A 25469-nucleotide genomic window follows, 5' to 3' on the forward strand; every position below is an offset into this window, starting at 1 on the left:
TCAAGAATGATCAGAACTCCTCTAACAGGCGGCCAAAGCCAGCAACCTTGTCGGTGATCCCATTCATCCGCAATGCGTTCCAATATGTTGCTGTGTTAATCGCAATCACCGGTTTGCCCAGATACATTTCTGCTGCTGCGGCTAAACGGGTCATCGAAAGATTGGTTCCCACTTGCACGATTGCATCGACATCATCGCCATCAAGTGCGTGGAGTTGGTCGCGCAAGGTTGCGGTGGGCACTTGGGCGATACTCGTCCAGCTCGGGCATTGCAGACATATGTCACGGACAACCTCTATCCCGTGATCAGCCATAAAATGTGCGACCTGGGCATTGGCTGAAGGGTAATAGGGCGAGATAACCGCTATACGCCTTATATTGCCGTATGCATTGAACGCTTCGATCAAGGATTGTGAGCCGGTGCAAAGCTTAAGCCCTGCTTCCGCTTCGATATTGTCACGCCATTTTTGAGCGCCTTCAGCGCCCCCGTAGAATGTGACGGCGGACATCCCCATGACCAGAAAATCAGGGTTGCAGGTCAAGGCACCGCGCACAGCCGCAAGCGTATTGCGCGATATTTCCAATGTCCCCGCCATAAAGCTGTCATCCGAGATCGCTTGGGCATCATCGACGACAATTCGGCTGTAGTGGTTGGTCACGCCGACCGGCCGCATTCCATCAAAATCGGGCTGAACGATGGTATTAGTTGATGGCCCCAATACACCGAATAATGCACGGTAGCCTTGTGCATCGGGGTTCGGGCGCGCCATCAACGGCATTGGAACGACTCTTGATTTGGGCGATCATTCATCAGACGATTTCTTTTTGCTTTTCAAGGCTATCGATCATCGATTGCCGCAGTAAATAGCTTCGCCGCAGCGCATCGTCTGACTGATTGCGCTTCATCTCGGACTTGCGCAGCTTGTGTTCGGAACTGTTTCCTTGTGCAAGATATTCCATGTTCCGGATCGTTTGCGCTTGAATGAAATCATGAGTGGTTTTGTGCCGTTGCCGCTCAAATTTTCCAAGAAGAGCGTCGGTATCTCCTCCATTGTAAATCATCTCAAGCTTTTCGCACAGATTGATTGCGTCATGAATCCCGCTGTTCATCCCAAAACCGCCGAGTGGATTATTGAGATGGGCCGCGTCACCGATAATGACCACGCGGTCATGCACAAATTTATTCGCGACCCTTTGGTGCACGCGGTAAATTGTCCGGTGTTTCGTCTCAACTGCCTCACCATTGCCAATCAACCGGTCAAAAACATCGTTCTTATAGCTATCTGAAGTTAGCAGTTCATCGCTTTGCTCGTCATTAGCCGGAACAAGGATACGCCACAAGCTGGGAACGCGTAGCAACACCATCCATTCTTTGGGGTCAGAAACATAATTCACATAACTCAAATTGGGGATCTTCGTTTCGATCGGCTCATCCGTGCTGAAACAGAGAAATTTCTCGGGATATGTGAAGCCTGTAAAATCGGTGTCGAGCCACTTTCTGATAATGCTGTTCGCACCATCAGCGCCAATCAGAAAATCAGCGTCAATTCGCATGATCGATTCCGGTGTTTCAGCGTAAACTTCCACGCCATCGGCGTTTTGATGAAAGCCAACCACACGGTGATTGAACAGCACCTGTGCTTGGTCCTGTTTACCGATTGCTTCTGATAGCATCCTCGACAGGTGGTATTGTTCGCATTGGAGCCTGAACGGATATTTTGTGACATCGGCAATTTCGCTCAAGTCGAAATCGATCACTTCACCCGTTTGCCGTTCGCGAAATCGGAACACAGGTGCTTTCAAACCTTGATTGATCAAACATTCCGCAATGCCTAGGTCATCGAGCATTTCCAGAGTTGGTGGATGGAATGTTGAAGCGCGTAAATCTTCTGCATTGCTTTGCCCAGACTCGACTAGGATCACATCAATATTGCGTTGGGCAAGGAAGTAGGCGGCTACTGAACCAACAGGTCCAGCACCGGCAACCACAACTTTGGTTCTTGCATGTTTCATAGTGTTCCGCCTCGAATACACAAAAGTGATTTCGCGTCTGAAATACTGGAACTGAGCGGCGAGTTACCCTGGCCTTTGAGTTGTGCTCGCACAGCGATTAAGGGGCTTGGAGCCCTGAAAGCACAGCATTCACGATGATCGCGTCGTCATATGCGAAGCTAACCATTCCTGTTCGTACAATCGTCACCCCAGCAGATGGAACGACATAAACGCGTTGGCCGCCAAATCCGTCGAAAAATATGACATCTTCGGCCAAGAAGGGCTCTGATTGGATAACACCCGGGCCGGGAGGCGGGCTATAAGTACGCTGAGGAAGCCATTCGTTTCCAAGCCAAATGTGCGCTGCGTAGTTGGGATTGGTTGGAGAAGGGGTCAGAATGTCTTTTAGAATTTCGCGCGAAATGATCTGCCTTTGGCCATTGCGCCCATGATTGCGGATCAGTTCACCTAGTCGCGCCCAATCGCGAGCCGCTGCAAACATCCCGGAAAAATAGTGCGGATTACCGTCTTCGCGGTCTAGCCACAATTTCGCCGGACCACCCCCAACTGCGCACCAGAGGCGTTCCCTAAAATACTCGGTATATCCGCCATATCCGGCAGAGATTAGAGCATTGTTGAGCGCCAAACCGGCAATCTGACTGTTGGAATTAAGATACCAAAACTGCTCGCCTGCAGGACCTGCGGACGGAATTTGTAGAGCGACTTCGTTGATGTTGTCGCTCCACAAAAGAGCGACAGATTCTTCGCCGCCAAATGGAGACGCTCGTTGCCCGCTTGCCATGTGCAGCAATTGGCGGAAGGTCAATTGGCCGCGCGGATCCGCACTCCATTGCGGAATGTACGGGGCCACTGTTTCATCGAGTGACCCGATCACCCCATCATCCAATGCGGCTGCGAAAGTCAGAGCAAGCAGAGATTTCTGCATTGAATAACTGTCAGTCAGGCTGGTCTCATCCAAACCCAAATTGTAGCTTTCATGGATAATTTCCCCATTCAGCAAAATGAGGAGGCTAACCCCGTCAATCTGGTCTGAATAAGATTTTGCATTTGCGAGTGCGCCGTTAAGCTTACTGTTCGCCGGAACCGTTTTCTGAGGCAAGTCGCGTGTGTCACAGCCATCCAGAGAGGCCGTGAATTGGAACCGATCGACGTCTATGACGGTTAGGTCAGCCATGCTTTGAGCAAATTCGGCGACATCGCGTCTTTGCTCATTTGGCGCAGAAGCAATCTCGGGCGATCCGCTTGCAACAGGAGCGCAAGCTCCGGCGATGGCCGCAAGGCAGGTTAGCACGCAAATGCGTTTCATTTCCAAGCTCCGAATGCATGCCAAGCCGGTGCTCGGCCATGGTCTTCCGTTTCACCCTCTGTCGCCGTTGTCGGGAAGACAGACTGATCGACTTCGGCCTTGACATGGGTTTCGAACAACGAATCTGGAGCGAAGCCTGCTTTGATCATGATTTCATTCAGATCAATCGCATGCATAGACGACCAAAACGGCTCGTTGTTGTTAAACGCGTCCCAATCCCTGATGAATTGTTCATAGATCGGCATCTCATCGGTGTATGCGGGCTGTTCCAGATGGAACATGACCCCACCTTTGGCCAAGGTTCGATAGCCTTCGTTGATGATCGCGGGCAGGGCCGTTCCGCTGGTTTCGTGCAAAAACATCGTGGTTTGCACCCAATCGAAATAACCATCCTCAAAACGCGAAAGGTCTTCGGCATTATGCTGCAAGAATGTAATGTTGTGCGCGCCCAGCGCTTTTGCACGGGCATGACCATAACGTAGCACTGGTGCAGCGGTGTCGATGGCGATGATTTCCGTGTCGGGAAATGCGAGCGCGAGCGGCACGATATTGTGTCCAACGGTGCAGCCGATATCCAGAATTCTGCGCGGCTTCCATCCGGGTTTTATCTCTTTGATCCATTTGACAAGCGCCTGCCCACCGCCGTCAGATAGTGCGCCGATTGTGCCTGCCGTGGTCGCGAAAATCCCGCAATCGTAATTGGCGCCCGCCGAAATATCGTTGGGGCGTTCTTCTCCGTGATAGCTGCCTGGCATACAATGGATATCGACCGCTGCTTGATAACGAGGCGTTTCAACCGAGGAATCAAGGACCAGCCTGTTACTGCCCTCGTTTAACGCTTCGACCTTTCCGATCAAATCTTCGAGTTGGCGCAGAACCAACATGCGTCCGTGATGCTGGCGATATTCCATTGAGTTGCGTTTGAGACCGGACCAAAATTGGTGCCAAGGATTGCGGTTCATCGCTTTGCGAATTTCGAACCGATCCCTTGGTCCGCGTCCGTGCTCTTTCTTGAACGCCGGCAGAACTTCTGTGTCGTATACGAGCTTGTTCCCTGGCCCTAACTCGCTCGCCAAATACCGGTTGAAATTGGCGAGAAAGTTAAACCGGGCGCAATCGTCGTGTCCAGGCTTCGGAAAAACCGCATGCTGAGCAACGGCAGTATAGGGTGGAGCAATGTCTTCACGCTTCACTGTGCAGCTCCTTCAGTTTTAGGCGTCCACACGGGATACCGACCAAGCAGCAGAAGGATCATTCCCCCCACAAAGAACAGGGCCATGGCCCAAACAAGAACCAGATCGTAATTGCCGGTCTGATCGCGGACTGCACCATACATAGTCGCCGAAAGGGAAGAGAATATACCGAACGGCATATACAAAAAACCATAGATCCGGCCGTAGGACTTCATCCCGAAATAGCGGCTGGAGAGATAGGCAATCATGTCGCTTTCTGCACCGGCGGCAAAGCCAAGCAGGTATCCCGCAACGAAGATAACGGGAGCCGGGGTCGAGGTCCCGATCAGCAAATAGCATGCAACGATTGGCAGCAGGAGGACGGGGACTGCGATTGCGGGTGCCCAAAACCGATCAAACAGCAAACCGACAATAATCCGGCCGGAGAATATCCCGAGCGCGACGACGCTCATAACACTGGCGGCTGTAGTGGGGGCCAGGCCGTGCATCTGTACCATCTGGACCATGTGAATATGGGCTCCGCCATAAGCGAGCGCGATGCACATGATTGAGATAAATAGTATCCAAAACCGATGCCCGGTCAGCGTCTCGCGCAGTGTTTTTCCAGACAGCTCACCAGAAGATGAAGCAACTTGGAGCGGGCGCTCTTCGGGAAGCGGGTCGCGGAATAGAAAGTAAGCCAAAGGCAGACCAACAAAAATGGGTAAGGCCGCCAGTGCGAGAAAGACATTGCGCCAATTGCTTGCTTCCAAAACGGCATTTGCGATCTGCGGAACGACAAATCCGGCTAGACTGGTGCCCAGCAACAGAATTCCAAGCGCCAATCCTCGGTTTTCGTAGAACCACAGATTGATTGTGCGGCTCCAGGAAACCGGAGTTGAACCGATGCCCACAATCCCAATAAGCGCCCAAATACCGTAAAATGCCATGAGGTTGTCTGGTACAAACGCCATCAAACCAAATGCCAAACCAAATCCGAGCAGAGACGCCATCGCCACTGGCTTGGTTCCGACGCGGTCCGCCAATGCGCCTACGGCAGGTGCCAAAATTGCGCCCAGCGTGCCGTAAATGGCAATCCCGATGCTAATTTCCTGAAATGACCAACCCATCGCATAATTGATCGGTCCTATAACGATCGGCAGCGTGTTGAAGGGAATGGGAGATGCACCTGTTGCAACCCCTGTCATTCCCGCGAAAAGGCTTCTCCCTCCTTTACGGAATTCGCCGAAGCTCACGGTGCGGGGACTTCTTCAACCGCGTCACCCATCGTCTCTTTTTTCAGGATGTTTATCAAGGCAGCGCGGCGTGCTGGATCTTGCTCATTACCTGATGAGACCACCATAGTTGTACCCGGAGCAAACGCATCTGGATCGGCTACCAACGCATCCATTTCTTCGTCAGTCCAAACACGCCCATCGCGCCCATGGGCTGCCATACCGGGCGTATAGTTGAAATTGGGAACAGTCCCGATCTCTTGGCCAAAAATTCCGTAGAGGTTGGGCCCGGCTAAATGCTTGCCGTCCTTATCCATCGTGTGACAGAAACCGCACCATTTGAAGTTCTCTTCTCGAACCTGACGTTCAAGTTCCGTTTCGGGAGTAACTTGTACCGTGATGACAGGATCAGGGTGGGAGGTAACACCTTCTGGTGCGACGACCATTTCCCCACTTTCAATCGGGCTGACCCGGAACATACCGTAGGGCCCATAAAGCCCAAGTATGCTTAGTGCGGCGACGAATGCCATAGTGGGCATGCCAAATCCCATTTGAATTGTGGTGCGGTCCACCCCCGTGCCGGGCTGCCGCTTTAGCAATCGCGCCAGCCCCCAAACCGCACCGCAAACTCCAAGAAATACAACTAAGGCCATCGGTGCCTTGTCGTACCCATCAAACGAAACAGAAATGAATGCTGTTAGGGCGCCGTTGAGCAGTACAAGTAAACCGAATCCGGCGGGAAACGCTTTGAACAACCCTTGGCCGTAGAGAAACAAGAAAATCGCTCCGGTAATCAGTGCAGTTAACGTGAGCACCAAAACGACAAAGCCTATTGCGGCGTGAAAGTAGCCGTTGAATAGCCAGACTGCACGGTTTTCACCGATCAATGCTGGTATGTCGATCAAGCCGAACAGATAGAGGTCGTGGCCACTTCCCCATCCACTGAGCAATCCGAATATCCACGGAACTGATAATAACGCTGCAGTTGTGAAGGTCAGCGCAAATGCCCAGCGATTGGCTGTGAGCGGTAGTTTGGAATTGACCGGAAAACTGCGAGACTTCCAAAGTTGAATGAGCATCCAAATGCTGAGGATCGTAACAATCAAACCAATTGAATAATGCCATCCGCGATAAACCTCACGCATTGCGTTCGCTTTATCTTCCCGCGGCATCAGCATGGTGGTGATGCTGAGCGCAAAGAACGAGATCGCCCATGCATTGCCTAGCCAGCTATCGCGTTTTGCCTGCGGCCATGCAGCTGGCTCATTTTCGGAAGCTTCGATCTCATTCGGCATCGGGTTTCTCTTCAAAGTTGCATTGGTTACACCCAGACGACACCAATGAGGCTAGCGCTACCACCCTAAATCGAAAATTTGATCGCGGTTCGGTTAAAATCGACTTTGTGCCATGCTCAAAGCGGGTAAGAAGGTAGCCGGGAATGTGCGGCCTTGCCTGCGGTTGGCTGCAGCACTTTGGCGGATTGAGTAATTGGATGATTGGGCCATGACACAGCACGTTTCTGGACAAGCAAAGCACGACATTCTTGTAGTTGGCGATCATGATGACCGCGCCCGTCAGGAGTTTGCGATGAGCCTTAAGCGCTTTACGCAAGACAAATTGCTCCCCGGATTACAGCCTGTGTTCGGCGGGCGGGCTTTGCCCAAATTTAAAAAAGAACATGGTGTTGAACCGGTAGACCGTCATCAAATCCGCAAAGCGATGGTTGGCGATACATATTTTCAAACCTATGCAATGACGAACCGGGTGGCCCAAGAGCTGCTGTGGTCCTCAGTTCAGCAACCGCTTGAACGCAATTTAGACAGTATCAACGAAACCGCAGCAACGCTCTCCGCTACCAACAAAGCGCCGCTTGAGTCTTCATCTGAGTTTGATGTTCCATGTTATGTGAGCGCGATTGATATCCATTGCATGCCCGGTGGTTATTGTTCAGCCGAAAGCGATGCAGGCGTTGCCGCAGGCGCACTCTATGATCGCGGCGTCTACCTGTATTCTATGGGAATGATGGGGCCGGACAATGACGATATGGGCCGCTCGGTTTGCAACTTCATATCTCGCAACCTTGATGGTTTTTCGCCGACAGCTATCCTTGATATGGGCTGCACGGTTGGTCATTCCACACTTCCTTACAAGGAGTGCTTTTCCCACGCGCAGGTGACCGGGATCGATGTTAGCGCGCCGTGCGTGCGTTACGCCCATGCCAGGACCGCAGCCAAAGGCCTTGAGGTTGGTTTCTTGCAGCGCGATGCGACCAAAACCAATTTCGCTGATGGGAGCTTCGATTTAATCGTAAGTCATATCCTGCTGCATGAAACCAGCGGAAAGGCGATGCCGGACGTGTTTAAAGAATGCTACCGGCTGCTTAAGCCTGGGGGCTATATGATCCACGCCGACTTGCCGCCGTTCCATAAGATGGGGCCATTCATGCAGTTCATTCTGGATAATGAAACCCATTACAATAATGAACCGTTCTGGGGCGCGATGCGTGAGCTTGATCAAGAGCAAATGGCTGTGGATGCAGGCTTCACAAAGGCGAATGTTCGTTTTGACAACGCGCCGATGGCAATTGTCGAACAGTTTGCGCCTGATAGTCCGCCAGAACCAGATGAACAGGAATTTGCGGCTGGTGAATTTGCGCCCGGCGGTGGTTGGGAAGTTCTGATCGCGCGGAAGGATCCAGCATGAATAACGAAGCATCCCATTCGCGATTACCGCGTTTCTCCAAAGGCAAGCGGCCGCAATTCTTTGATGAGGAAAGTCAGGATGAGGTCATGTCGATGATCCTCACACTGGCCAGCGAGTTTTCCGCGATGCGCGACCGGCTCGACACGATCGAACAAATTGCCGAGCAAAAAGGCATCATATTGGCAGATGAGATCGAGAACTTTGCCATTGATGCGCAGGGCGAAGCGCGCAGGAATGAGCGCCGCGATGCTTTATTGCAGGCCATGTATTTTGTTTCGCTGAAAAAGGCTGAAGAATTGGCAAGCGGCCAGGATCAAGAGCGTTATTCTTCAACATTAGAGGAAATTGCCGAGGGTTGATGTGTGCCATCGGAAAACTGTGACATGTCGAAGGTGATAGATATCGTGGTTAGAAAAAAGAGTTGGCGCCGTACCTTCTTGGGTTTGAGCGCCGCTACGACCCTTGTCGGTTGCGCAACAACGCCCGCTCAGGTTCAGGATGAACAATGGAGCGACCGGCCGGCCTCTGCTGAACGGATCTATTTGGAAAGACTTCGACTTATTCAAGGGCGAGCGCGGTTCGACTATGACATCATGGCCGATGTTCCCGGAGCAGATGGGGACGCTTCTGAGTTGCCAGTTGTCGACGCCGGATCGATCGCACCGCATGCGGTCAAAGAGGCAATCCAATACGCTGAGAAGACCAACAGTTTGGCTTTGCTTGTTTGGCACGATGGGAAGTTGATTACCGAGCAGTATTTTCAGGGTATGGCGGCCACTTCGCCGATGAATGGGAAGTCCTTTCCTAAGGCGCTTGCATCGATTGCTATCGGACGCGCTATCGCTCTTGGCGATATCAAAAGCCTCGATCAAAGTGTCGCCGACTTTGTCCAGGAATGGCAGGGTACGCCCAAGGCAGCGATAACAATTCGTCACGCTCTGACTATGCACACAGGGCTGCTGGAGCAGGGTTTCGATTTCTCCGAAGATAGCCCCTTTCCGCGGGCCTACCTTGATCCCTACCATGGCCGCTACATCATCGATGAGTACCCTTTAACCCATACTCCAGGTGAACGGTTTGCGTACGCCAACGCTGCGAGCGATCTTATCGCGGTCATAATCGAGCGTGCGACGGGCCGGGAATATGAAGAGTTTGTCGGTAACGAGCTTTTTAAACCGATTGACGCGCCGGGCGGGCGCGTATGGCTCAATCGCGAAGGCGGACTGGCGCATTCCGGGTGCTGTATGGAATTGCCAGCGCAAACTTGGCTCAGACTGGGTGTGTTGCTCGCCAATGATGGAATGGCGAAAGATGGCCGACTGTTACCGGAAGGTTATGTTGTGCAGATGCGCCAGCCGTCACCGGACAACCCGCACTATGGATTGGGTGTTTGGCTTGGCAGTCCTTATCTGGAAAGACGCGGCTATCTGGGTACGAAAAGCAACGCGACTGGGGTTGTGCACAGTGCTCCCTACCTTGCGGAAGATGTCGTCCTTTTCGATGGGAATGGCCACCAGGTCGCGTACATCGTGCCATCAGAGAAGCTGGTAATCTTACGCATGGGAAACCGGCCAGGTGAGGGTGTTGAATGGGATAACTCAGTCATCGCAAACGCCATTCTCGGTGGGATAGTGCGATAATGGTTGACTGTTAGGCGCGATTTATCCGCTTAGCGATTATACCTTAATCCTTGGCGGCGATGGGCGCGATGAACATTATTCTCGCGCGATATGACGAAGGTCAATCATCCTGTTGAACTGCAATCGCGCATAGATGGTGAAACCACCAATCGGCTGGTGGATCTTATCTTGGGTGCAAGCCTTGCAGATATGGATCCGCGAGCTTTGGTTGACGCTAAGAAATTTCTCGCTGATTCTATGGTGGTTGGTGTTGGAGGTGTGTCGAACCGCGCGAGTGGTAAGGTTTTCGCCGCAGCACGCAAATGGGATGCTGGATCGAAAGGCCGATGCGGTGTTCTTGGCCGGCCCGGGGCACAATTGTCGCCTCATTCCGCCGCGGTCGTGAACGGGTTTCAAATACATTGTCTCGAATGGGATGCGCTTCACGAGCCGTCAGTCGTAATTGCGCTTTGCACACCCGTTGCCGCGATCCTCAGCGAGGGGCAGGTCGGGAAGGCGAAGTTAGATGATTGCCTCTTCGCCTTGACCGTGGCTGTGGAGGTGGCGGTGTTATTTGGTGCGGCGGCAAAGGGGCATCCGCGCTTTTTCCGACCATCTGCTGCGGGACTGATGGGGGCGGCGGTCGCAGTCGGCTTGTTGCGGGGGTTCGATCGTAACGAGATGACCCAGCTCCTAGGGCTGGCATATAGTCAGGTCTCTGGGACCATGCAGGCCCATTGGGAGGGGTCTGAGGCGCTTCCAATGCAAATTGGGATTGCGGCGCGTGCTGCACTAACGGCAGCCGATCTTGCGCAAGCCGGGCTGGGCGGACCGGTCGATATTATTGACGGCAAATTTGGTTATTTCAACTTGATTGAGGCGGGCGGCGAGGTCGAACCTCATTTGCAGAAATTTGGCGATCCTTGGAAAATTTCTGAGGTGGCTCATAAGCCTTTTCCTGCGGGAAGAGCGACACAGGCAACTCTCACTGCGATTATGGATATGGAGGAGAAGGCCGCATTCCCAATGGATGATGTGGCGGCGATCACAGCCTATGTCCCTCCTCTAATTCTACTCTTGGTTGGGCGGCCTTATATGCCGGATATGGAGGCTGCTTATGCGAGGCTTTGCCTATCATGCATTGCCCCGATGATGATCCGCCAGGGAAGGATCGATCCCACCCTATTTACTGAACGCCATTTCTCTGTGCCAGAGGCGTTGCTTGACGCTCAAAAAGTCAATGTTGTGCTCAATGACAATCCTGATCCTAACGCTTTGGGGCCGCAGCGGATTGTGCTGGAGTTGAAGGATGGCCGAGTTTTTGAACAGGATGTCATTGTTCCCTTCGGTTCTCCGGACAGGCCGTTAAGCCGCGAAGATGAGATCGCGAAAGCAAAGTTAAGCTTCACTGCGGCTCGTTTCGCTTGCGATGAGAGCAGCATGTTCGCCGTGTTTGACGCGAGTGACGAAACGACTTCGTTCGCTGAAATCGTTGAATTGTTTACCAAACCAATAAGGGCTGATTCATGCCTTTAACTCGTCAAAAATTGATCGCAGCAGGCGTCGACAACTTTTTCAAAAAGTTAAACGCGCATGACCTCGAGGGCGTAATGGAAGGGGTCGCGGACGAATGCGAAATGCGCATTCCTTCGAGCAACTTTACCTATACCGGCAAGGCCGCGCTCCGTGACCATCTCGATGACTTCATTTCGAGTTTTCCGGTCATCAATTTCCGCGATTTTATCTTCGCTGCAGACCTTGAGGAAATGCGGTTGGCCGTGCGTTTCAATATCTCATTGACCGAAGATGATGGGACCGAAACCCACATGTCGAATTGCAATTTTTTCGAAGTGGATGAGCAAGGCCTTTTGACCGACATTCTTATTTTTGCCTCGGCTCCCCTCAAAAAGGGATTTGAAGTCGGGTCGAGCACTTAAATCAAAATTTGAAAGACTAGGAAAAACCGATGACAGCTATGACTCCGATCAAAGAAAATATGCCGCTCTTGGCCAAGGCCGAAGGTGTCTGGGAGGGGGTGTATAGGTATTATGATGCTGAGACGGGAGAAAAGGTTGATGAGCACAAATCTCGTTTGATCTGCCGCTTGCCAGACGATGCGACCCCGGCGGACTATCATCAAACAAACCATTATTACTGGGCGGATGGTCGTCAAGAAACACGTGATTTCCCTGCGAGTTACCGAGATGGTCGCATCTGGTGGGACAATGAACACATTAAGGGCAATTGCGGAGCCATGTCGCCTGATGACAAAGGGCTGAGCATGTGTCTCTATTGGGAGCGCAAAGGCGAACCAGGTGTCTACCTTTATGAATTCATCCAGGTCGACCCGGAAAACAAATTGAAATCGCGCACCTGGCAATGGTTCCGTGATGGCAAGTGCTTCATGCGAACATTGATCGATGAGAAGTTCGTCACCTCAGATTGGCAAAACTGGGACAATTTCGACGAACCGCATTGATTTAATTCAGTCACTTAGAGATTTTTTATCCGCTGGCCGAACAAAGCCAACCTGGCTTCGGAGCGATCTCGAAATGCACTGATAGTGTTCAACTATGAGCTGATTAGGTTTCTGCATGAATTACAGAAATCGCTTTCGTATCCAGCGCCATATGAATTGGGGAATTTTTTATGCAGACGACTATAAGAGCGCTCACCACCACTAGCCTCGCCGCAGCAATTTTATTGCCTGCAGTTCCTGCATTGGCGCAGGATGAGGAAGCGTCCGCAGAAAGTGATAATAATCAGATCATCGTCACAGCGCGTAAGGTAGAAGAGAGCATCCAGGACGTCCCTGGTGCAATTACAGCTTTTTCTAGTCAGGACCTTGAAGATCGCAGCGTAACTGAACTGGAAGACATTGCGTTGCTGACACCAGGTCTTGTGTTTGAGGATTTCTCAAATGGCGGTTTCGGTTCGCCAACCATTCGCGGTGCAACACAATTTAATGTCGCGGCGCTTGAGCAGAATGTCGCCGTGTTTATCGACGGCATCAACATTCCTCGTAACTATGCTTTTGATGTTGGCGCGACCGATTTTAGCCGTATTGAAGTTGTCAAAGGACCGCAAAGTGCTCTGTACGGTGCCAATGCTTTTTCCGGCGCTATCAATTATGTCACGTCAGAGCGTAACCTAAGTGAATTGCAAATCTCCGGCAAAGCCGAGGTGTCTGAAAATGGCGGATTTGATTTGTTCGGCAGAATTAGTGCTCCTCTAGTTGAAGATATTTTGGCGCTTCGCCTTGCCATTGGGCATTCCGAATTTGATGGTGATTTCACCAATAGCCATCCTTTTGCAAGCTCCGCCCCTAATCCTGGTACTGATGAAGATTTGGGCGGTTATGATAAATTCTCGTTGACCGTGGGGGCTAGCTTCAAGCCAGTCGACGCATTGCAGATCGATTTTGATTACTATCGGTTTGAAACGGACAGTGAATCTCGCGCTCAATTCCGTCTAGCTCGCGGTACGGACACCAACTGTAGCCCGGCTACCGTCTTTTTCGCCCCGGTTAATCAGCTCTTTTGTGGTGAAATTCCGTCGACACCCGCTCCTGGAGCTAGCGGCACAGAAGGGCTCGTTGTTGACCCTCGTTCATTTGGCCTAGAGCAGACTTCGGAACTATACCGCATTGGTGTTGACCTTCAAATTAGTGATCAGCTCTCATTGAGTTATCTCTATGGCAACTATTCTGGTGATGTATTCTCCGCAGGTAGCAGCGATCGTGATGCCATTGTTGGAACCAGCCTGTTCGGCAGTACTGGTAACGTATTCACTTTCTTGCCATCAGGCGGATTTGATTATGATACGCATGAACTACGGTTAGAATATCAAGCGGATAACGGTATTTATCTGTTGCTCGGCGGTTACTATCAAGATGGCACAGATGACAGCGAGATAGCATTCGGATTTGTACCATTGGGCGGCTTGGATCCTATTACTTCACTGATAGGTGTAGGACTTGGCGGCGCCGATATTACAGGGAACGTTTCAACAACCGTAACCGAAAAAACCTCCGTTTTTGCTCGTGCCGAAGTGCCGTTGCTTGATGATCGCCTCACGTTGAACGGTGAAATTCGCTACACCGATGAGGACATCACGTTGACAGATACCGCTCTGCCAACACCGTTTACGCGTCCCGATTCATATTTCACGGCGCGTGCCAGTATCGACTACAAAATTACCGATGATAATCTGATCTATGCCTCGGCAGCACGTGGTTTCAAATCAGGAGGCATCAATACCTCGACATTTGCTGGTCTGGCTGCTGATGAACGGTTTTTTGGGCCGGAAACAAACTGGACCTACGAAATCGGTTTGAAAAACACCTTCTTGGATGGCGCCGCTACATTGAATGTCGCTGCATTTTATATTGACTGGTCGGCTCTGCAATTGCCGGTATCTCCGGTCGGTGCAGCGGCGAATGCGACATCCATCACTGAAAATCTTGGCGCTGCATCTTCGAAAGGTATCGAGATTGAAGGTGTGTGGGAATTCATCGAAGGTTTCGCCATCAATGCAGGCGTTGCTTATATTGATGCCTCATATGACGAAGGCACCATTTCAAACCGTCTGCTTTCGGCGGGTTCTTTCACAGCACTCCCATTCGAAAACCCGGTATTGTGCGATGACATGGTCTGTAATGCTAATGGTGATGTCGGCGGCAATGATTTGCAACGGACATCAGACTGGCAGTGGAATATCGGTCTTTCAGGCGAAGTCCCCGTAAATGATAATTTTGATGTCTTTGGCCGTGTTGACGTTGCTGGCCAATCTGAACAATTTGTCTCAGAGATTAATGCCGCGACAATCGAAGCACGTGCATTGGTGAATGCTCGTTTGGGCATTCGCGGTGATCGTTGGTCGGTGTCGGTTTGGGCAAAGAATTTGTTTGATAAAGAATATGTGTCGAACGCGTTCTTCATCGCCAATTCTTTCCAGCTGGATTATGTTCCAACGCTTGGCAATCAGCGCCGCATTGGTGCGGCAGTAAGCTTCAACTTTTAACTCCTAAAAAACTGGAATATTATATGGATCGCAGAGAGTTCGTCACCGCAGGAGCCGCTGGAACCGCAGCGCTCATGCTTTCAAGCGGCTGTGCCAATGCTCGTCCTGTTGCAGCGGTAAGCAGCTCGTCGCCCCGTGGCGTCGAAAAAGGCCTGAAAGGCGATTTCCTCGATTTAACAAGTCCAAGGGGCAATCGGGATGCGATTGCACGGATCATGGGCGATGTTGATCTTCAATCGACCAAATTCGGTTGGTATTCGGGTATCGTTCAAGGCGTCAGGCCCGGCGAAGGTGTCCGCGATCTGTTCGGGTTCACTGGGTTTTCATGTGCGAAGCTTTTGCCATCTCTAGAAGGGAAAGATCCTGGTTTCCGTAAAGTGCTGCGTGAAGTCGGCTATTACACTGATCTGCAGACTGGCGAGATTATGGACACATGGTTCAACCCTTACCTTGAAGAAGAGGTTCCGGTTGTTCACATCGCCAACGATCCGTTCAATTTTGAATTGACCGATTACGTGCCATTGCCGCCTAGTTATGGTGGTTTGAATGACGCGGCGCCCCCAAAAATTCCTCTACAATTAGACTGGAGCCGCAAGGGCAATGTGCTGAACATGGCGCAGCGGATAAATCTGTTTTACCCTGCCGCCTTGCAGCCATCCAGTTGGCCGCGCGAAAGCGGGAGCCCATTTAACCAAGTCACCGAAATGTTCATGTATCAAATCGACTGGAGCGAGATGCAGAACCAGGAAAACACCACGGTAAAAACCAATGGCACATGGTCTAGGATCACGCCTTGGCTGCCGTGGATGCTGATGGGGCCGACAGATGGCCATATCAATTACAGCTGCTTTATGGGTTCTGGCGACACGCTGAATCTGGCTGATCCGGTGGCGGTTGAATATGCGCGGGTCAATCATCCCAAATTCTTAGAAGCACCTGAGGTTTGGGAAGACCCGTCCCTATCGTCACTTGAATGGTTTGCACGCGAGCAAAAAGCGGCACCTTTGCCGGCAGATGGGCAAATCCCATTTGCGCCGCGTTTGGATCCTAAACTTCCATTTTAGTGGACTATGGGAAGATCAGCTGCGCAAGCTAAGGTGAGATTCTGGAAAGCTATGTCACTAAGAAACAGGGTGAAAAGCGGTTGGAGTTTCTGCACAAGGCGCTGAAACAACATGGAAAAGCAGAGGTGATTGGCGTTAACGGCCTAAAATCTTACCCTGCTGCAATGCGCAAACTTGGCAATCTCGACCGCCGCGAAATGGGTGGATGGAAACAAAATTCGCTCGAATTTTACGGGTAGTTGCCACCGGGCTTCAGCACCGTGGCAGCACAATTCTAGGCTGCTTCACTCGCGCTGATACGCTCGGCGACGTGGGGCACAATAATGCTACGTTCACCGCCGAACTCTTCCCGTATTACGATCAACCCGCTGCGTTCCAGATGATCGAGCAAGCGGCGCACCCGGCTGGGAGAAGAGCTGCCATATAGAATGGCCAAATCTTCCTCAGCGGGGATCGGTTCGCCGAGCGCGGTTGCAACCACCATCGCAAGATAAGGGGCGAGCACATCCTCATCGACGGTTGCAATCACTTCTTGAGCGACATCTTTGGCGATTCCTTCAAGTTTGTGAAGCCCGCCAATCTGACATGCGAACAGTCGCCGGAAATGCCCGATATCGACATGCGCGCTTGCAACGCCGCGCTGGCGGCACAGGATTGCAAAATCGCGAAACAACGACGTGGCTGTCCTGAAGGTGGAGCCATCGCCTTGCGCCAATTCCCGAACGACATCGTCGATTTCAAATGCGCCATCTGCATCATTGCTTGCCAAGACCTTTGGGCAATTGTCTTGCACGCTAGCGGTCGCTGGTTCGACGTTCCCACTTGCAGTTCTCCCATCATGCTCAGAAACATCCGTTAGCGGCGTTGCAATCGGCGTCGCTGCCGGTTGAGCCGCTGACAAGGCATGCTCTAGCTCGGAAGCTGGGCGAGGGGTTGGTACCGACCGAGAGATTTCAGGCTCTGAAACTGCCTCATCCAACTTATTGGTAAGCAGCGTTTCCATGCCTTCGCCGGGTTCATTGGGCAAAGGTAGCAGGCCGTGTGATACGTTTTTGCCGCCGGTACGAACAGAACCTACGTTCACTGCCACTGGGCGGCGACTAACAGCAGGGCCTAGGCCCAAGAACTGCCCGCGTTGAAGGTCCCGGATGCGATCAGCTTGGCGGCGGTCCATACCAAGCAGGTCGGCTGCGCGCTGCATATCAATATCCAGGAAGGTGCGGCCCATAAGGAAGTTTGACGCTTCGGCTGCAACGTTCTTCGCAAGCTTAGCGAGGCGCTGTGTTGCGACGATCCCAGCAAGCCCGCGCTTTCGCCCGCGGCACATCAAATTGGTCATAGCTGCAAGGGTCATGCGGCGTGTTTCATCGTTCATTTCGCCCGCGGCGGCTGGCGCAAACATCTGCGCTTCGTCAACAACCACGAGCGCAGGATACCAGTGGTCCCGCGGAGCATCGAACAGAGCGGACAGGAACAGGCTTGCACAGCGGATCTGTTGTTCTACTTCGAGCTCATCGAGCGCCAGAACCACTGATGCGCGGTGCTCCCTTACTCGGGCCCCAAGCGTTTCAATCTCGCGCGCGGTATAGGCGGCGCCATCAATCACCACATGGCCAAAAAGGTCAGCCAGCGAGGCGAAATCCCCCTCAGGGTCGATCACAACTTGTTGCACGAGCCCGGCACATTTTTCGAGCAGACGCCTAAGCAAGTGCGACTTTCCTGAACCCGAATTGCCTTGCACCAGCAAGCGGGTGGCCAGCAGTTCTTCGAGATCGATATCGATGCTTTGTCCGCTCGAATCTTCGCCAATGTTGATTTGGGTGCCCACTTCCCAAGTCTAGGCAAGCGTTGCCCATGCGCAAAGGCGGGCGGATTAGTTTTCCAGCGATTCAATTGAGCCAATGGACTACAGAGCCCGAGAGCGCGTGCGCTGGGCTCAGTGGATGTGCTTATGCTGGCCCTAAAACTTCAAGGAAAACACCCTCTTCTGCCTTGATTTCCACGCGGGCCTTGATGCCAAAGACATCTTTCAGCCGCGGACTGGTCATGGTTTCTTGCGGAGTGCCCTCAGCAACAATTCGTCCATCTTTCATCCAGATCAGTCGATCCGCATAGCGGGCCGCCAGTGACAGGTCATGGACGACTGCAAGCAGCGCTCTGCCTTCGCTACATGCGCGGCCAAACAATCGCAGCACTTCATGGGCGTGGCGCGGATCAAGTGCTGCAACAGGTTCATCGGCGATGAGTACAGGTGTTTGCGCGGCTAAAGCTCTTGCCAAATGCACCCGCGAAAGCTCGCCGCCCGAAAGCGTGTCTGCGGCGCGTTCCTCAAACCCTTCAAGATCGCATGATGCGATCGCATCGGCGACGGCGTCCTTATCTTCTGGGGATAGGCGTGAGGGCACTGCGCCATAAGCAAAGCGTCCAAGGGCCACGATATCGCGCACGGGCTGCGGCCATGCGAGCGCACGGGCTTGGGGCAAATATGCGACATGGCGCGCGCGCTCTACCGGGCTCAAGCTCGTAATATCGTGACCCGCAATCTTTGTTGAACCAGCGCAAGGCGCCAACAATCCCAAGGCCAGCCGAAGCAGCGTTGTTTTACCAGCGCCATTGGGGCCGATTAAAGCGGTAAGAGTGCCTTCCTCTAGCGCAAAGCTCGCGCCTGAAACGAGCGCATTTTCTTGGGCTGAATAGGACAAATCTTTGGCGCTAAGCAGGCTCATGCAAGCCTCCTACGCGATGCGATCCAGATGAAAATGGGTGCGCCGATTAATGATGCAACCACGCCCAGTTTGAGTTCGAAATCGGTCGGAATTATGCGCACACCGATGTCAGCAAGGACCAGCAAAAGCGCTCCGAGTAATGCCGAAGGAGCCAGCAAACGCGACGCGTCATAGCGCACAAAGGGGCGAACCAAATGCGGCGCGACTATCCCAACAAAGCCAATTGCCCCTGCAATGGCTACCGCTGCACCAGTGGACAGCCCTGCGCCGATAATCATGGCTAACCGCTGTTTCTTGAGGTCGACGCCAAGTCCAGCCGCTGCCTCTTCACCAAGGCCAAGCGCCGCAAGCCCTCTACGAGATGTCAAAAGAACGACCATCCCAAGTCCCACCAATGGTGCAGTAAATAGGAGGTCATCGTAGCTACGATTGGCGACGGAGCCGAGCATCCAGTTGACCATATCGGCAAGGCTGAAAGGGTTGGGGGCCAAATTCATCAACAGTGCCATTAGAGCGCCGGAAAAGCTGGAAAGGCCAACACCGATGAGGATCAATGTCACGACCGATACACTGCGTAGGGCCGCGGCTGCCACTATGAACGTCGCCAGCAATGCTCCGGCGACAGCGGCCAGAGGTAAGGCGGCAGCAGAAACAGAGGTAAGCCCAAAATAGAGTACAACGCTTGCGAAAAGCGCCGCAGTTGCGGAAACGCCAAGGATACCTGGTTCTGCTAGAGGATTGCGCAACAAGCCTTGAAGAGCCGCCCCGCTCATGCCAAGCGCTCCTCCTACAATGGCTGCTGCGAGGGTCCGCGGAAGACGGATATCCCAAACGACTATTTGGTCTCCGGCGCTTGCCCCAAATGCGAGTGCACGCAAGACCCGGTCCAGTGGCAAGGGCACAGACCCCAGTAAAAGCGACAAGATAATCGCCAAGATCAAAGCGATGACAAGAACGGCATTGACCTTGCTCATTGCTCGCCTTTCGCAGTCTTTGCCATCGTCTCAACCGCTTCGATCAAAAACCATCCTCCACACGATGTCCAGGCGCCGTCAATTGCCGCAACCGGCAACTCGCGCATCTGAGCCTGTGCTAAGGGATGCCGGGTTGCACTCCACTTTTGAATGTCGCTCCGCTGACTCTCAAAAAAGGCTGCCACAACCAGATCAGGGCGTTCATAGGCAAGGCGTTCAAGTGGGATAGGATGCCATCCTGGGTCATCTTGAAAATTTGCAAGGCCAGCGACCTGCATAAGTTCATGGATAAGCGTGCCTTCGCCAGCGGTAACACCCCCCGGCGTCATATAGAGAGCGGCGGGCGAGCTTCCCTCATTCTTAGACAAAGCTGCCAAGCGGCGGTCCAGCTCTCTGATCACTTGGCGCGGCTCTTCCCCTTGTCCAAGCGCATCGCCGATGCGCACAACCTCTTCGCGAACTTCGTCAATACTCTGCGGAAATCCAATCTGGACAACTGGTACCCCGGCGCGTTCCATAAAGCCTGTGACATTGGGCCCGCCGCCGTAAGAACGTACAATCAAATCCGGCTCAAGCGCGAGCACATCGGCGGTGCGTGGGCGCACTTTGCGAAAGCCTTTTGCCTCGTCGCGCAAATATGAAAAGCGTTTGTCCGCGTCGATGGAGAGTGCGAGGATATACTCACGCGGCGCAAACTTCAGGACATATTGATCCGCGCAATAATCAAGGCTGACTATGCGCTGCGGACCATCGCTTCTCGGCGGCGCAGTTTGCCTTTGCTCCTCACCTGCCGAACAGGCGAGGAGTGAAAGGCTCACAAGCGCCGCCAAGATCGATGGCTTACGCATTACATCGCGTAACGCACGCCGCCAAAGAAGGCGCGGTCTGGCTGACCGAATTGGAAGATGGTTTCGTATTCCTCGTCGGTCACATTTTCGATCCGGCCAAACAGTTCGAGATTTTCTGTAATGCCATAACTCACCCGCAGATCTGCAAGAAAATAACCATCGTTCTGGCGGGTGTTGGCCACGTCGTCAAAACTGTCACCAACGATCAAAACTGTCGCGCCGATGCCAAAGCCGCTTTTCGTGCGATAATCCGCGACAAGGCTTGCGGTCTCTTCGGCCCGGCGAGCGAGGCGGTTGCCGGTAGTGTCGTCAAAGGCGTCGATGATTGAGTAATTAAGCGACACATCGAACCCTTCAATCGGCTGCAGTGCCACACCAAATTCCCAACCGTCAGCAGACACGCTGTCGATGTTGTTATAGGTGCCAAAAGGGCGCGGGTTATTGGGATCACTACAGATAGGGATGTCTGCACTACAGCCGACAAATCCGATTTCATTGGTACCGTCACGATTGAAGTAAGTGACACCGACCTGCGCGCGGCCATCAAGGAAGTTCTGAGTGAGGCCCACATCCCAGCTTTCTGATTCCTCAGCAACAAGGTCGGGATTACCGAAGCTGCTGAAGCGCTGGAACAGCGAAGGCGCCTTGAAGCCTTCGCCATAGCTTGCACGAACGACGCTGGAACCTTCATTGGGTGAAAAGGCACCGCTGGCTGAAAAGATGGTCGCGCTGCCAAAGGTGTCGGTGTCGTCATGGCGAACACCGCCTGTAAGCGAGAGGCCGTCCACTGGTGTCACGTTTACCTGCGCATAGACGGAGTTGATCCTCGCATCTTGTGTCGGGGTGACCGAGCCAAAGCTGGTGGAAGTGAACTCCGATTCCTCCCGTTCTGCGCCAAAAACGAGCTGTGCATTGTCGCTTGCGTCAAACACACCTTGATATTCGAAACGGCGGTTTTCACCGCTGCCTTCAAAGGTCACAAAGTCAGTGTCGAGGTTGATGTTCTCGCGTTCAATATCGGTGTAGGCAAAGCCAATCCGATTGCGGAATCGACCATCAAGGAGCGCAGCGTTGAGGCCAGCATAGCCCACGAAATCCTTGCGATTGGAAACCTCATTCGTGTCACCGAATGAAAAATCAGGAAGGAAACCGTCAATTTCAGTCTCGCCATCTGCATAAAACGCCCGGAAATCGAGAGAGACATTGTCCGACAAGGCTACATCGACCTTGCCGTTGAAACCGATGCTCTCAAACCCGTCAGCTTCTGTGCCGCCGCGTGTTTCATTGAAGGCCGAAATGCCGTCAGTGGTCAGATAGGTGCCGCCAAAGCTTGCCGCTACAGGACCAAATTTTCCGGAGACATTGCCGACGAATTCCGCAGTATCGCGGCTTCCATATTCGGCCCGTGCGAACACGCCCAGTTCCTCTGTCGGCTCGCGGGTTAGCATGTTCACGACGCCGCCAATCGCCTGACTTCCGTAAAGCACGGATTGCGATCCGCGCACAACCTCGACCCGGGCAATATTCCCGGTGAGGAGGGGACCGAAATCAAATCCGCCGCCGATGGATGATGGGTCGTTCAATTTAATCCCGTCGATCAGGACCACTGTCTGATCGCTTTGCGCGCCTCGGATAGAGACGCCTGCCAGAGTGCCGATCCCGCCATTACGGTTAAAGGTCACGCCGGGGACTGCACGCAGCAGGTCGATGACATCGCTTGCTTGCCGGGTCACTATCTCGTCCTCTGCTATCACAGTGACGGAGGATCCCACCTCGGCAAGCGGAGTGGCGGTCCGATTGGCGGTAACGACGATTTCGTCAGAGCCGGTATTCTCGGCCCCCTGACGATCGGTGCTCTGCGCAAAAGCAACGGAAGGAAGCAGCGCCAAAGTGGAGGCGGCTGCGAGGTAAGCTGTGTATTTCATTGGTAATTATCCAAAGTGTTGCCACTCGGAGAGCTTTTCCTGCCCCCAAGAAGCGCAAATGACAGTGGCCCTGCTGCAGACACTCTTGTGACTGCTGCATGGAAAAACGAGCCGTAACGCTGTCGCTACTTCGGAATAGAAATTCCCTGTCCCACTGGGCTGGACCCGGCCCCGGACGAACGACGCGATGGCAGGTCTCCTGGCTTGCTGATCATCACACCTGAACCGTCTTCCCAGCTTTGACACGAAAGGTCATCGCCAGTGACATCATGGTTCAGAGTTCCCAGCTTACAGTTGCGGGCACAGCGCCGGATTTGCTTGGTTAAGCGCACCGGCTTCCCTCTTAGCTTCCCGCACAATACTGCACGGTCCGCACCATCTGAGGGCGCGCTAGCCAAGGGAAACACTCATGTCAATTTGGCAGGGCCAGTGGAAAAACTATGAGATCGGACCCATTTCTTGGCTCGCTATGACCAAAAAGGGTTGGACGTCATTCAGCCCATGGCTATGCGGCTGTCGACATAAAGCATGAGGAATATTCTCTTGCCCGCCTGACCTCGCCCGGTTGGGTTAAGTCATGTCTCAATCGCGATAGACAGAGCGTTGCCATGTAGAAGGGTGCTTGATCTAGAAACGGCTAGGCCGCAATTTGGTCGCTCAATCAATAATTACGCCGTAGTCCATAAGAATTGCTACAAGGTATACCCAATTATATGACCAAACGTGCACTCATCACAGGTATCACCGGACAAGATGGTTCTTATCTTGCGCAATTCCTTCTTGAAAAAGGGTATGAGGTACACGGGATCAAGCGGCGAAGTTCATCCTTCAATACCCAGCGCATTGATCACATCTATCAAGACCCGCATGAGAGTGATCCGAAACTGACCCTGCATTATGGCGATTTGACGGACACCTCAAACCTCACGCGTATCATCAATGAAACGCAGCCTGATGAGATTTACAACCTCGCAGCGCAGTCTCATGTGGCCGTGAGTTTTGATGCCCCTGAATACACAGCAGACGTCGATGCACTGGGTACCTTGCGGTTGCTAGAGGCTATCCGCTTTTTGGGGCTTGAGAAGAAGACCCGGTTCTATCAGGCCTCTACCTCTGAATTGTACGGTCTGGTGCAGGAGACACCGCAGAAAGAAACAACCCCGTTTTACCCGCGCTCACCCTATGCGGTGGCGAAGCTATATTCCTATTGGATCACGATCAATTATCGCCAATCCTACGGCATGTATGCCTGTAACGGGATTTTGTTCAATCACGAAAGCCCCCGGCGCGGCGAAACCTTCGTGACGCGCAAGATCACGCGCGGCCTTGCCAATATCGCGCAAGGGCTTGAGAAATGCCTGTATATGGGCAACATTGATGCGCTGCGTGATTGGGGTCATGCTCACGATTATGTGCGAATGCAGTGGATGATGCTTCAGCAGGATGTGCCTGATGACTTCGTCATTGCAACCGGCCTCCAATATTCGGTACGTGAGTTCATTGGCTGGTCTGCCAATGAGCTTGGTATCACACTGGAATTCAGCGGTGAAGGCGTGGATGAGATTGCAACTATTTCCGCGATTGAGGGGGAGCATGCGCCCGCGTTGAGTGTTGGCGATGAGATTGTGCGGATTGACCCGCGCTATTTCCGTCCTGCTGAGGTGGAGACGCTCTTGGGCGATGCGACGAAGGCGCGCACTGAACTTGGGTGGGAACCGGAAATTACGGCTCAAGAAATGTGTGCAGAGATGGTGGCCTCAGACCTAAGAGAGGCAAAGCGCCACGCTCTTCTCAAGTCTCACGGGCTTGAACTGCCTGTGAGCATCGAAAACTAAGGTTGCGCTCATGACCAAGATTTTTGTAGCTGGCCATAAAGGCATGGTGGGCGGCGCAATCGCTCGCAAGCTTGAGGCGCGCAAGGAGGCAGGTGAGGCGATTGACCTGATTACCCGCGACCGGTCCCAGGTTGATCTGACAGACCAATCGGCGGTTAAGGACTTTCTGCAAAGCGAACGTCCCGATACCATTATTCTAGCTGCTGCAAAGGTTGGCGGGATTTATGCCAACAACACCTATCCAGCAGATTTTATCTATGAAAATCTGATGATGCAGGCGAACATCATCCATCAGGGATTTGAAGCAGGCGTTAGGCGGCTTTTGTTCCTTGGCTCCTCTTGCATCTATCCTAAGGCCGTTCCGCAACCCATGTCCGAAGAGGCGCTTCTAACAGATGTGTTGGAGCGGACCAACGAACCTTATGCGATTGCGAAAATTGCAGGGATCAAATTGTGCGAAAGCTACAATCGGCAGCATGGTACCGATTATCGATCGGTCATGCCGACCAATCTCTATGGGCCTGGCGACAATTTTCACCCTGAAAACAGCCATGTCTTGCCTGCCTTGATTCGGCGCTTTCACGAAGCCAAAGAACAAGGTCTAGATGAGGTTGTAATCTGGGGAAGCGGGAAGCCGCGCCGCGAATTCCTACATGTGGATGATATGGCGGATGCATCCTTGTTTGTGCTCGATTTGGCAAAGCAAGGCTATGAGGCCAATACGGAGGCAATGCTAAGCCATATCAATGTTGGGTGCGGCACGGATATCTCGATCTTAGAGCTTGCGCAGATTGTGGCTGGCGTGACTGGGTTTACTGGCGAGATTAAAACCGATCCTTCTAAGCCAGACGGCACCATGCAAAAGCTCATGGACGTAGGAAGGCTATCGGCCATGGGTTGGGATGCGAAAATCCAATTGCAGCAAGGGATTGAAGAAACCTACAGTTGGTTCCTTGCAAACACTTCTGCAATCCGCCGTTGAGGCGAAAGTAACCCTCCCCCTTAAAGCGCCGTTTTTGGATCATCAT

Annotated in this window: 22 protein-coding genes and 1 riboswitch; of the genes, 11 read left to right on the forward strand and 11 right to left on the reverse strand. The window is 52.8% G+C overall.

The genetic code is table 11. From position 1 onward, the window contains the following. Nucleotides 1-10: 10 nt before the first annotated feature. From ABJ205_RS10705 to ABJ205_RS10730, 6 genes are all read right to left on the reverse strand, one after another. Complete coding sequence (locus ABJ205_RS10705) at nt 11-778, reverse strand: arylmalonate decarboxylase (RefSeq protein ID WP_348157948.1); 768 nt, start codon at nt 776-778, stop codon at nt 11-13. Nucleotides 779-809: 31 nt separating this feature from the next. Continuing rightward, nucleotides 810-2012 carry an NAD(P)/FAD-dependent oxidoreductase gene (locus ABJ205_RS10710; protein WP_348157951.1) on the reverse strand — a complete coding sequence of 401 codons (1203 nt, stop codon included), beginning with the start codon at nt 2010-2012 and terminating at the stop codon, nt 810-812. Between the two features lie 97 nt (nt 2013-2109). Beyond that, nucleotides 2110-3318: a serine hydrolase gene (locus ABJ205_RS10715; RefSeq protein WP_348157954.1), complete on the reverse strand. Its 1209-nt coding sequence runs from the start codon at nt 3316-3318 to the stop codon at nt 2110-2112. After that, nucleotides 3315-4511, reverse strand: coding sequence for a class I SAM-dependent methyltransferase (locus tag ABJ205_RS10720; RefSeq protein WP_348157957.1), 1197 nt, complete (start codon nt 4509-4511; stop codon nt 3315-3317). The genes ABJ205_RS10715 and ABJ205_RS10720 overlap by 4 nt, the downstream gene beginning before the upstream one ends. Further along, nucleotides 4508-5698: an MFS transporter gene (locus tag ABJ205_RS10725; RefSeq protein ID WP_348157960.1), complete on the reverse strand. Its 1191-nt coding sequence runs from the start codon at nt 5696-5698 to the stop codon at nt 4508-4510. The genes ABJ205_RS10720 and ABJ205_RS10725 overlap by 4 nt, the downstream gene beginning before the upstream one ends. A gap of 44 nt (nt 5699-5742) precedes the next feature. Further along, on the reverse strand, nt 5743-7020 hold the full coding sequence (locus ABJ205_RS10730) for a hypothetical protein (RefSeq protein WP_348157962.1): 1278 nt from the start codon (nt 7018-7020) through the stop codon (nt 5743-5745). Between the two features lie 208 nt (nt 7021-7228). Between ABJ205_RS10730 and ABJ205_RS10735 the strand changes: the two genes are divergently transcribed. The 9 genes from ABJ205_RS10735 to ABJ205_RS10775 all read left to right on the forward strand — a co-directional run bounded on the left by ABJ205_RS10735 (nt 7229) and on the right by ABJ205_RS10775 (nt 16372). Then, the gene (locus tag ABJ205_RS10735) at nt 7229-8428 is read left to right on the forward strand and encodes a class I SAM-dependent methyltransferase (protein WP_348157965.1); all 1200 of its coding nucleotides are present in this window, start codon (nt 7229-7231) and stop codon (nt 8426-8428) included. Further along, on the forward strand, nt 8425-8787 hold the full coding sequence (locus tag ABJ205_RS10740; protein WP_348157967.1) for a hypothetical protein: 363 nt from the start codon (nt 8425-8427) through the stop codon (nt 8785-8787). Before ABJ205_RS10735 ends, ABJ205_RS10740 begins: the two co-directional genes overlap by 4 nt. 24 nt (nt 8788-8811) lie before the next feature. Then, nucleotides 8812-10068 carry a serine hydrolase domain-containing protein gene (locus tag ABJ205_RS10745; RefSeq protein ID WP_348157969.1) on the forward strand — a complete coding sequence of 419 codons (1257 nt, stop codon included), beginning with the start codon at nt 8812-8814 and terminating at the stop codon, nt 10066-10068. A 90-nt stretch (nt 10069-10158) separates the two neighbouring features. After that, a complete protein-coding gene (locus ABJ205_RS10750) occupies nt 10159-11583 on the forward strand; it encodes an MmgE/PrpD family protein (protein WP_348157972.1) in 1425 nt (474 codons plus the stop codon). After that, nucleotides 11574-11984: a nuclear transport factor 2 family protein gene (locus tag ABJ205_RS10755; protein ID WP_348157975.1), complete on the forward strand. Its 411-nt coding sequence runs from the start codon at nt 11574-11576 to the stop codon at nt 11982-11984. Before ABJ205_RS10750 ends, ABJ205_RS10755 begins: the two co-directional genes overlap by 10 nt. Nucleotides 11985-12013: 29 nt before the next feature. Continuing rightward, nucleotides 12014-12526 (forward strand): DUF3598 domain-containing protein, encoded by a 513-nt coding sequence (locus tag ABJ205_RS10760; protein ID WP_348157978.1) that lies wholly within the window; start codon nt 12014-12016, stop codon nt 12524-12526. 170 nt (nt 12527-12696) lie between these two features. Next, the gene (locus ABJ205_RS10765) at nt 12697-15069 is read left to right on the forward strand and encodes a TonB-dependent receptor (protein ID WP_348157980.1); all 2373 of its coding nucleotides are present in this window, start codon (nt 12697-12699) and stop codon (nt 15067-15069) included. A 23-nt stretch (nt 15070-15092) separates the two neighbouring features. Beyond that, nucleotides 15093-16133, forward strand: coding sequence for a DUF1838 family protein (locus ABJ205_RS10770; protein WP_348157983.1), 1041 nt, complete (start codon nt 15093-15095; stop codon nt 16131-16133). 41 nt (nt 16134-16174) lie between these two features. Then, nucleotides 16175-16372 (forward strand): hypothetical protein, encoded by a 198-nt coding sequence (locus tag ABJ205_RS10775; RefSeq protein WP_348158070.1) that lies wholly within the window; start codon nt 16175-16177, stop codon nt 16370-16372. A gap of 35 nt (nt 16373-16407) precedes the next feature. Here ABJ205_RS10775 and ABJ205_RS10780 read toward each other — a convergent pair whose 3' ends face one another. The 5 genes from ABJ205_RS10780 to ABJ205_RS10800 form a co-directional block, all read right to left on the reverse strand. Continuing rightward, the gene (locus ABJ205_RS10780; protein WP_348157984.1) at nt 16408-17961 is read right to left on the reverse strand and encodes a DUF87 domain-containing protein; all 1554 of its coding nucleotides are present in this window, start codon (nt 17959-17961) and stop codon (nt 16408-16410) included. Nucleotides 17962-18082: 121 nt separating this feature from the next. Further along, on the reverse strand, nt 18083-18859 hold the full coding sequence (locus ABJ205_RS10785) for an ABC transporter ATP-binding protein (protein WP_348157987.1): 777 nt from the start codon (nt 18857-18859) through the stop codon (nt 18083-18085). Further along, nucleotides 18856-19833 (reverse strand): iron ABC transporter permease, encoded by a 978-nt coding sequence (locus ABJ205_RS10790; protein ID WP_348157989.1) that lies wholly within the window; start codon nt 19831-19833, stop codon nt 18856-18858. Before ABJ205_RS10790 ends, ABJ205_RS10785 begins: the two co-directional genes overlap by 4 nt. Beyond that, complete coding sequence (locus ABJ205_RS10795; protein ID WP_348157991.1) at nt 19830-20681, reverse strand: ABC transporter substrate-binding protein; 852 nt, start codon at nt 20679-20681, stop codon at nt 19830-19832. Before ABJ205_RS10795 ends, ABJ205_RS10790 begins: the two co-directional genes overlap by 4 nt. Next, a complete protein-coding gene (locus tag ABJ205_RS10800) occupies nt 20681-22606 on the reverse strand; it encodes a TonB-dependent receptor (RefSeq protein WP_348157993.1) in 1926 nt (641 codons plus the stop codon). The genes ABJ205_RS10795 and ABJ205_RS10800 overlap by 1 nt, the downstream gene beginning before the upstream one ends. A gap of 171 nt (nt 22607-22777) precedes the next feature. Continuing rightward, nucleotides 22778-23001, reverse strand: a riboswitch (cobalamin riboswitch). 318 nt (nt 23002-23319) lie between these two features. On the opposite strand from ABJ205_RS10800, the gene gmd reads away from it, so the two are divergent. Beyond that, the gene (gene gmd, locus ABJ205_RS10805; protein WP_348157995.1) at nt 23320-24441 is read left to right on the forward strand and encodes a GDP-mannose 4,6-dehydratase; all 1122 of its coding nucleotides are present in this window, start codon (nt 23320-23322) and stop codon (nt 24439-24441) included. Nucleotides 24442-24451: 10 nt separating this feature from the next. Then, nucleotides 24452-25423, forward strand: a complete 972-nt coding sequence (locus ABJ205_RS10810; protein ID WP_348157998.1) for a GDP-L-fucose synthase — start codon at nt 24452-24454, stop codon at nt 25421-25423. Nucleotides 25424-25469: the final 46 nt, after the last annotated feature.

Source organism: Erythrobacter sp., assembly GCF_039988855.1.
Taxonomy (GTDB): Bacteria; Pseudomonadota; Alphaproteobacteria; order Sphingomonadales; family Sphingomonadaceae; genus Erythrobacter.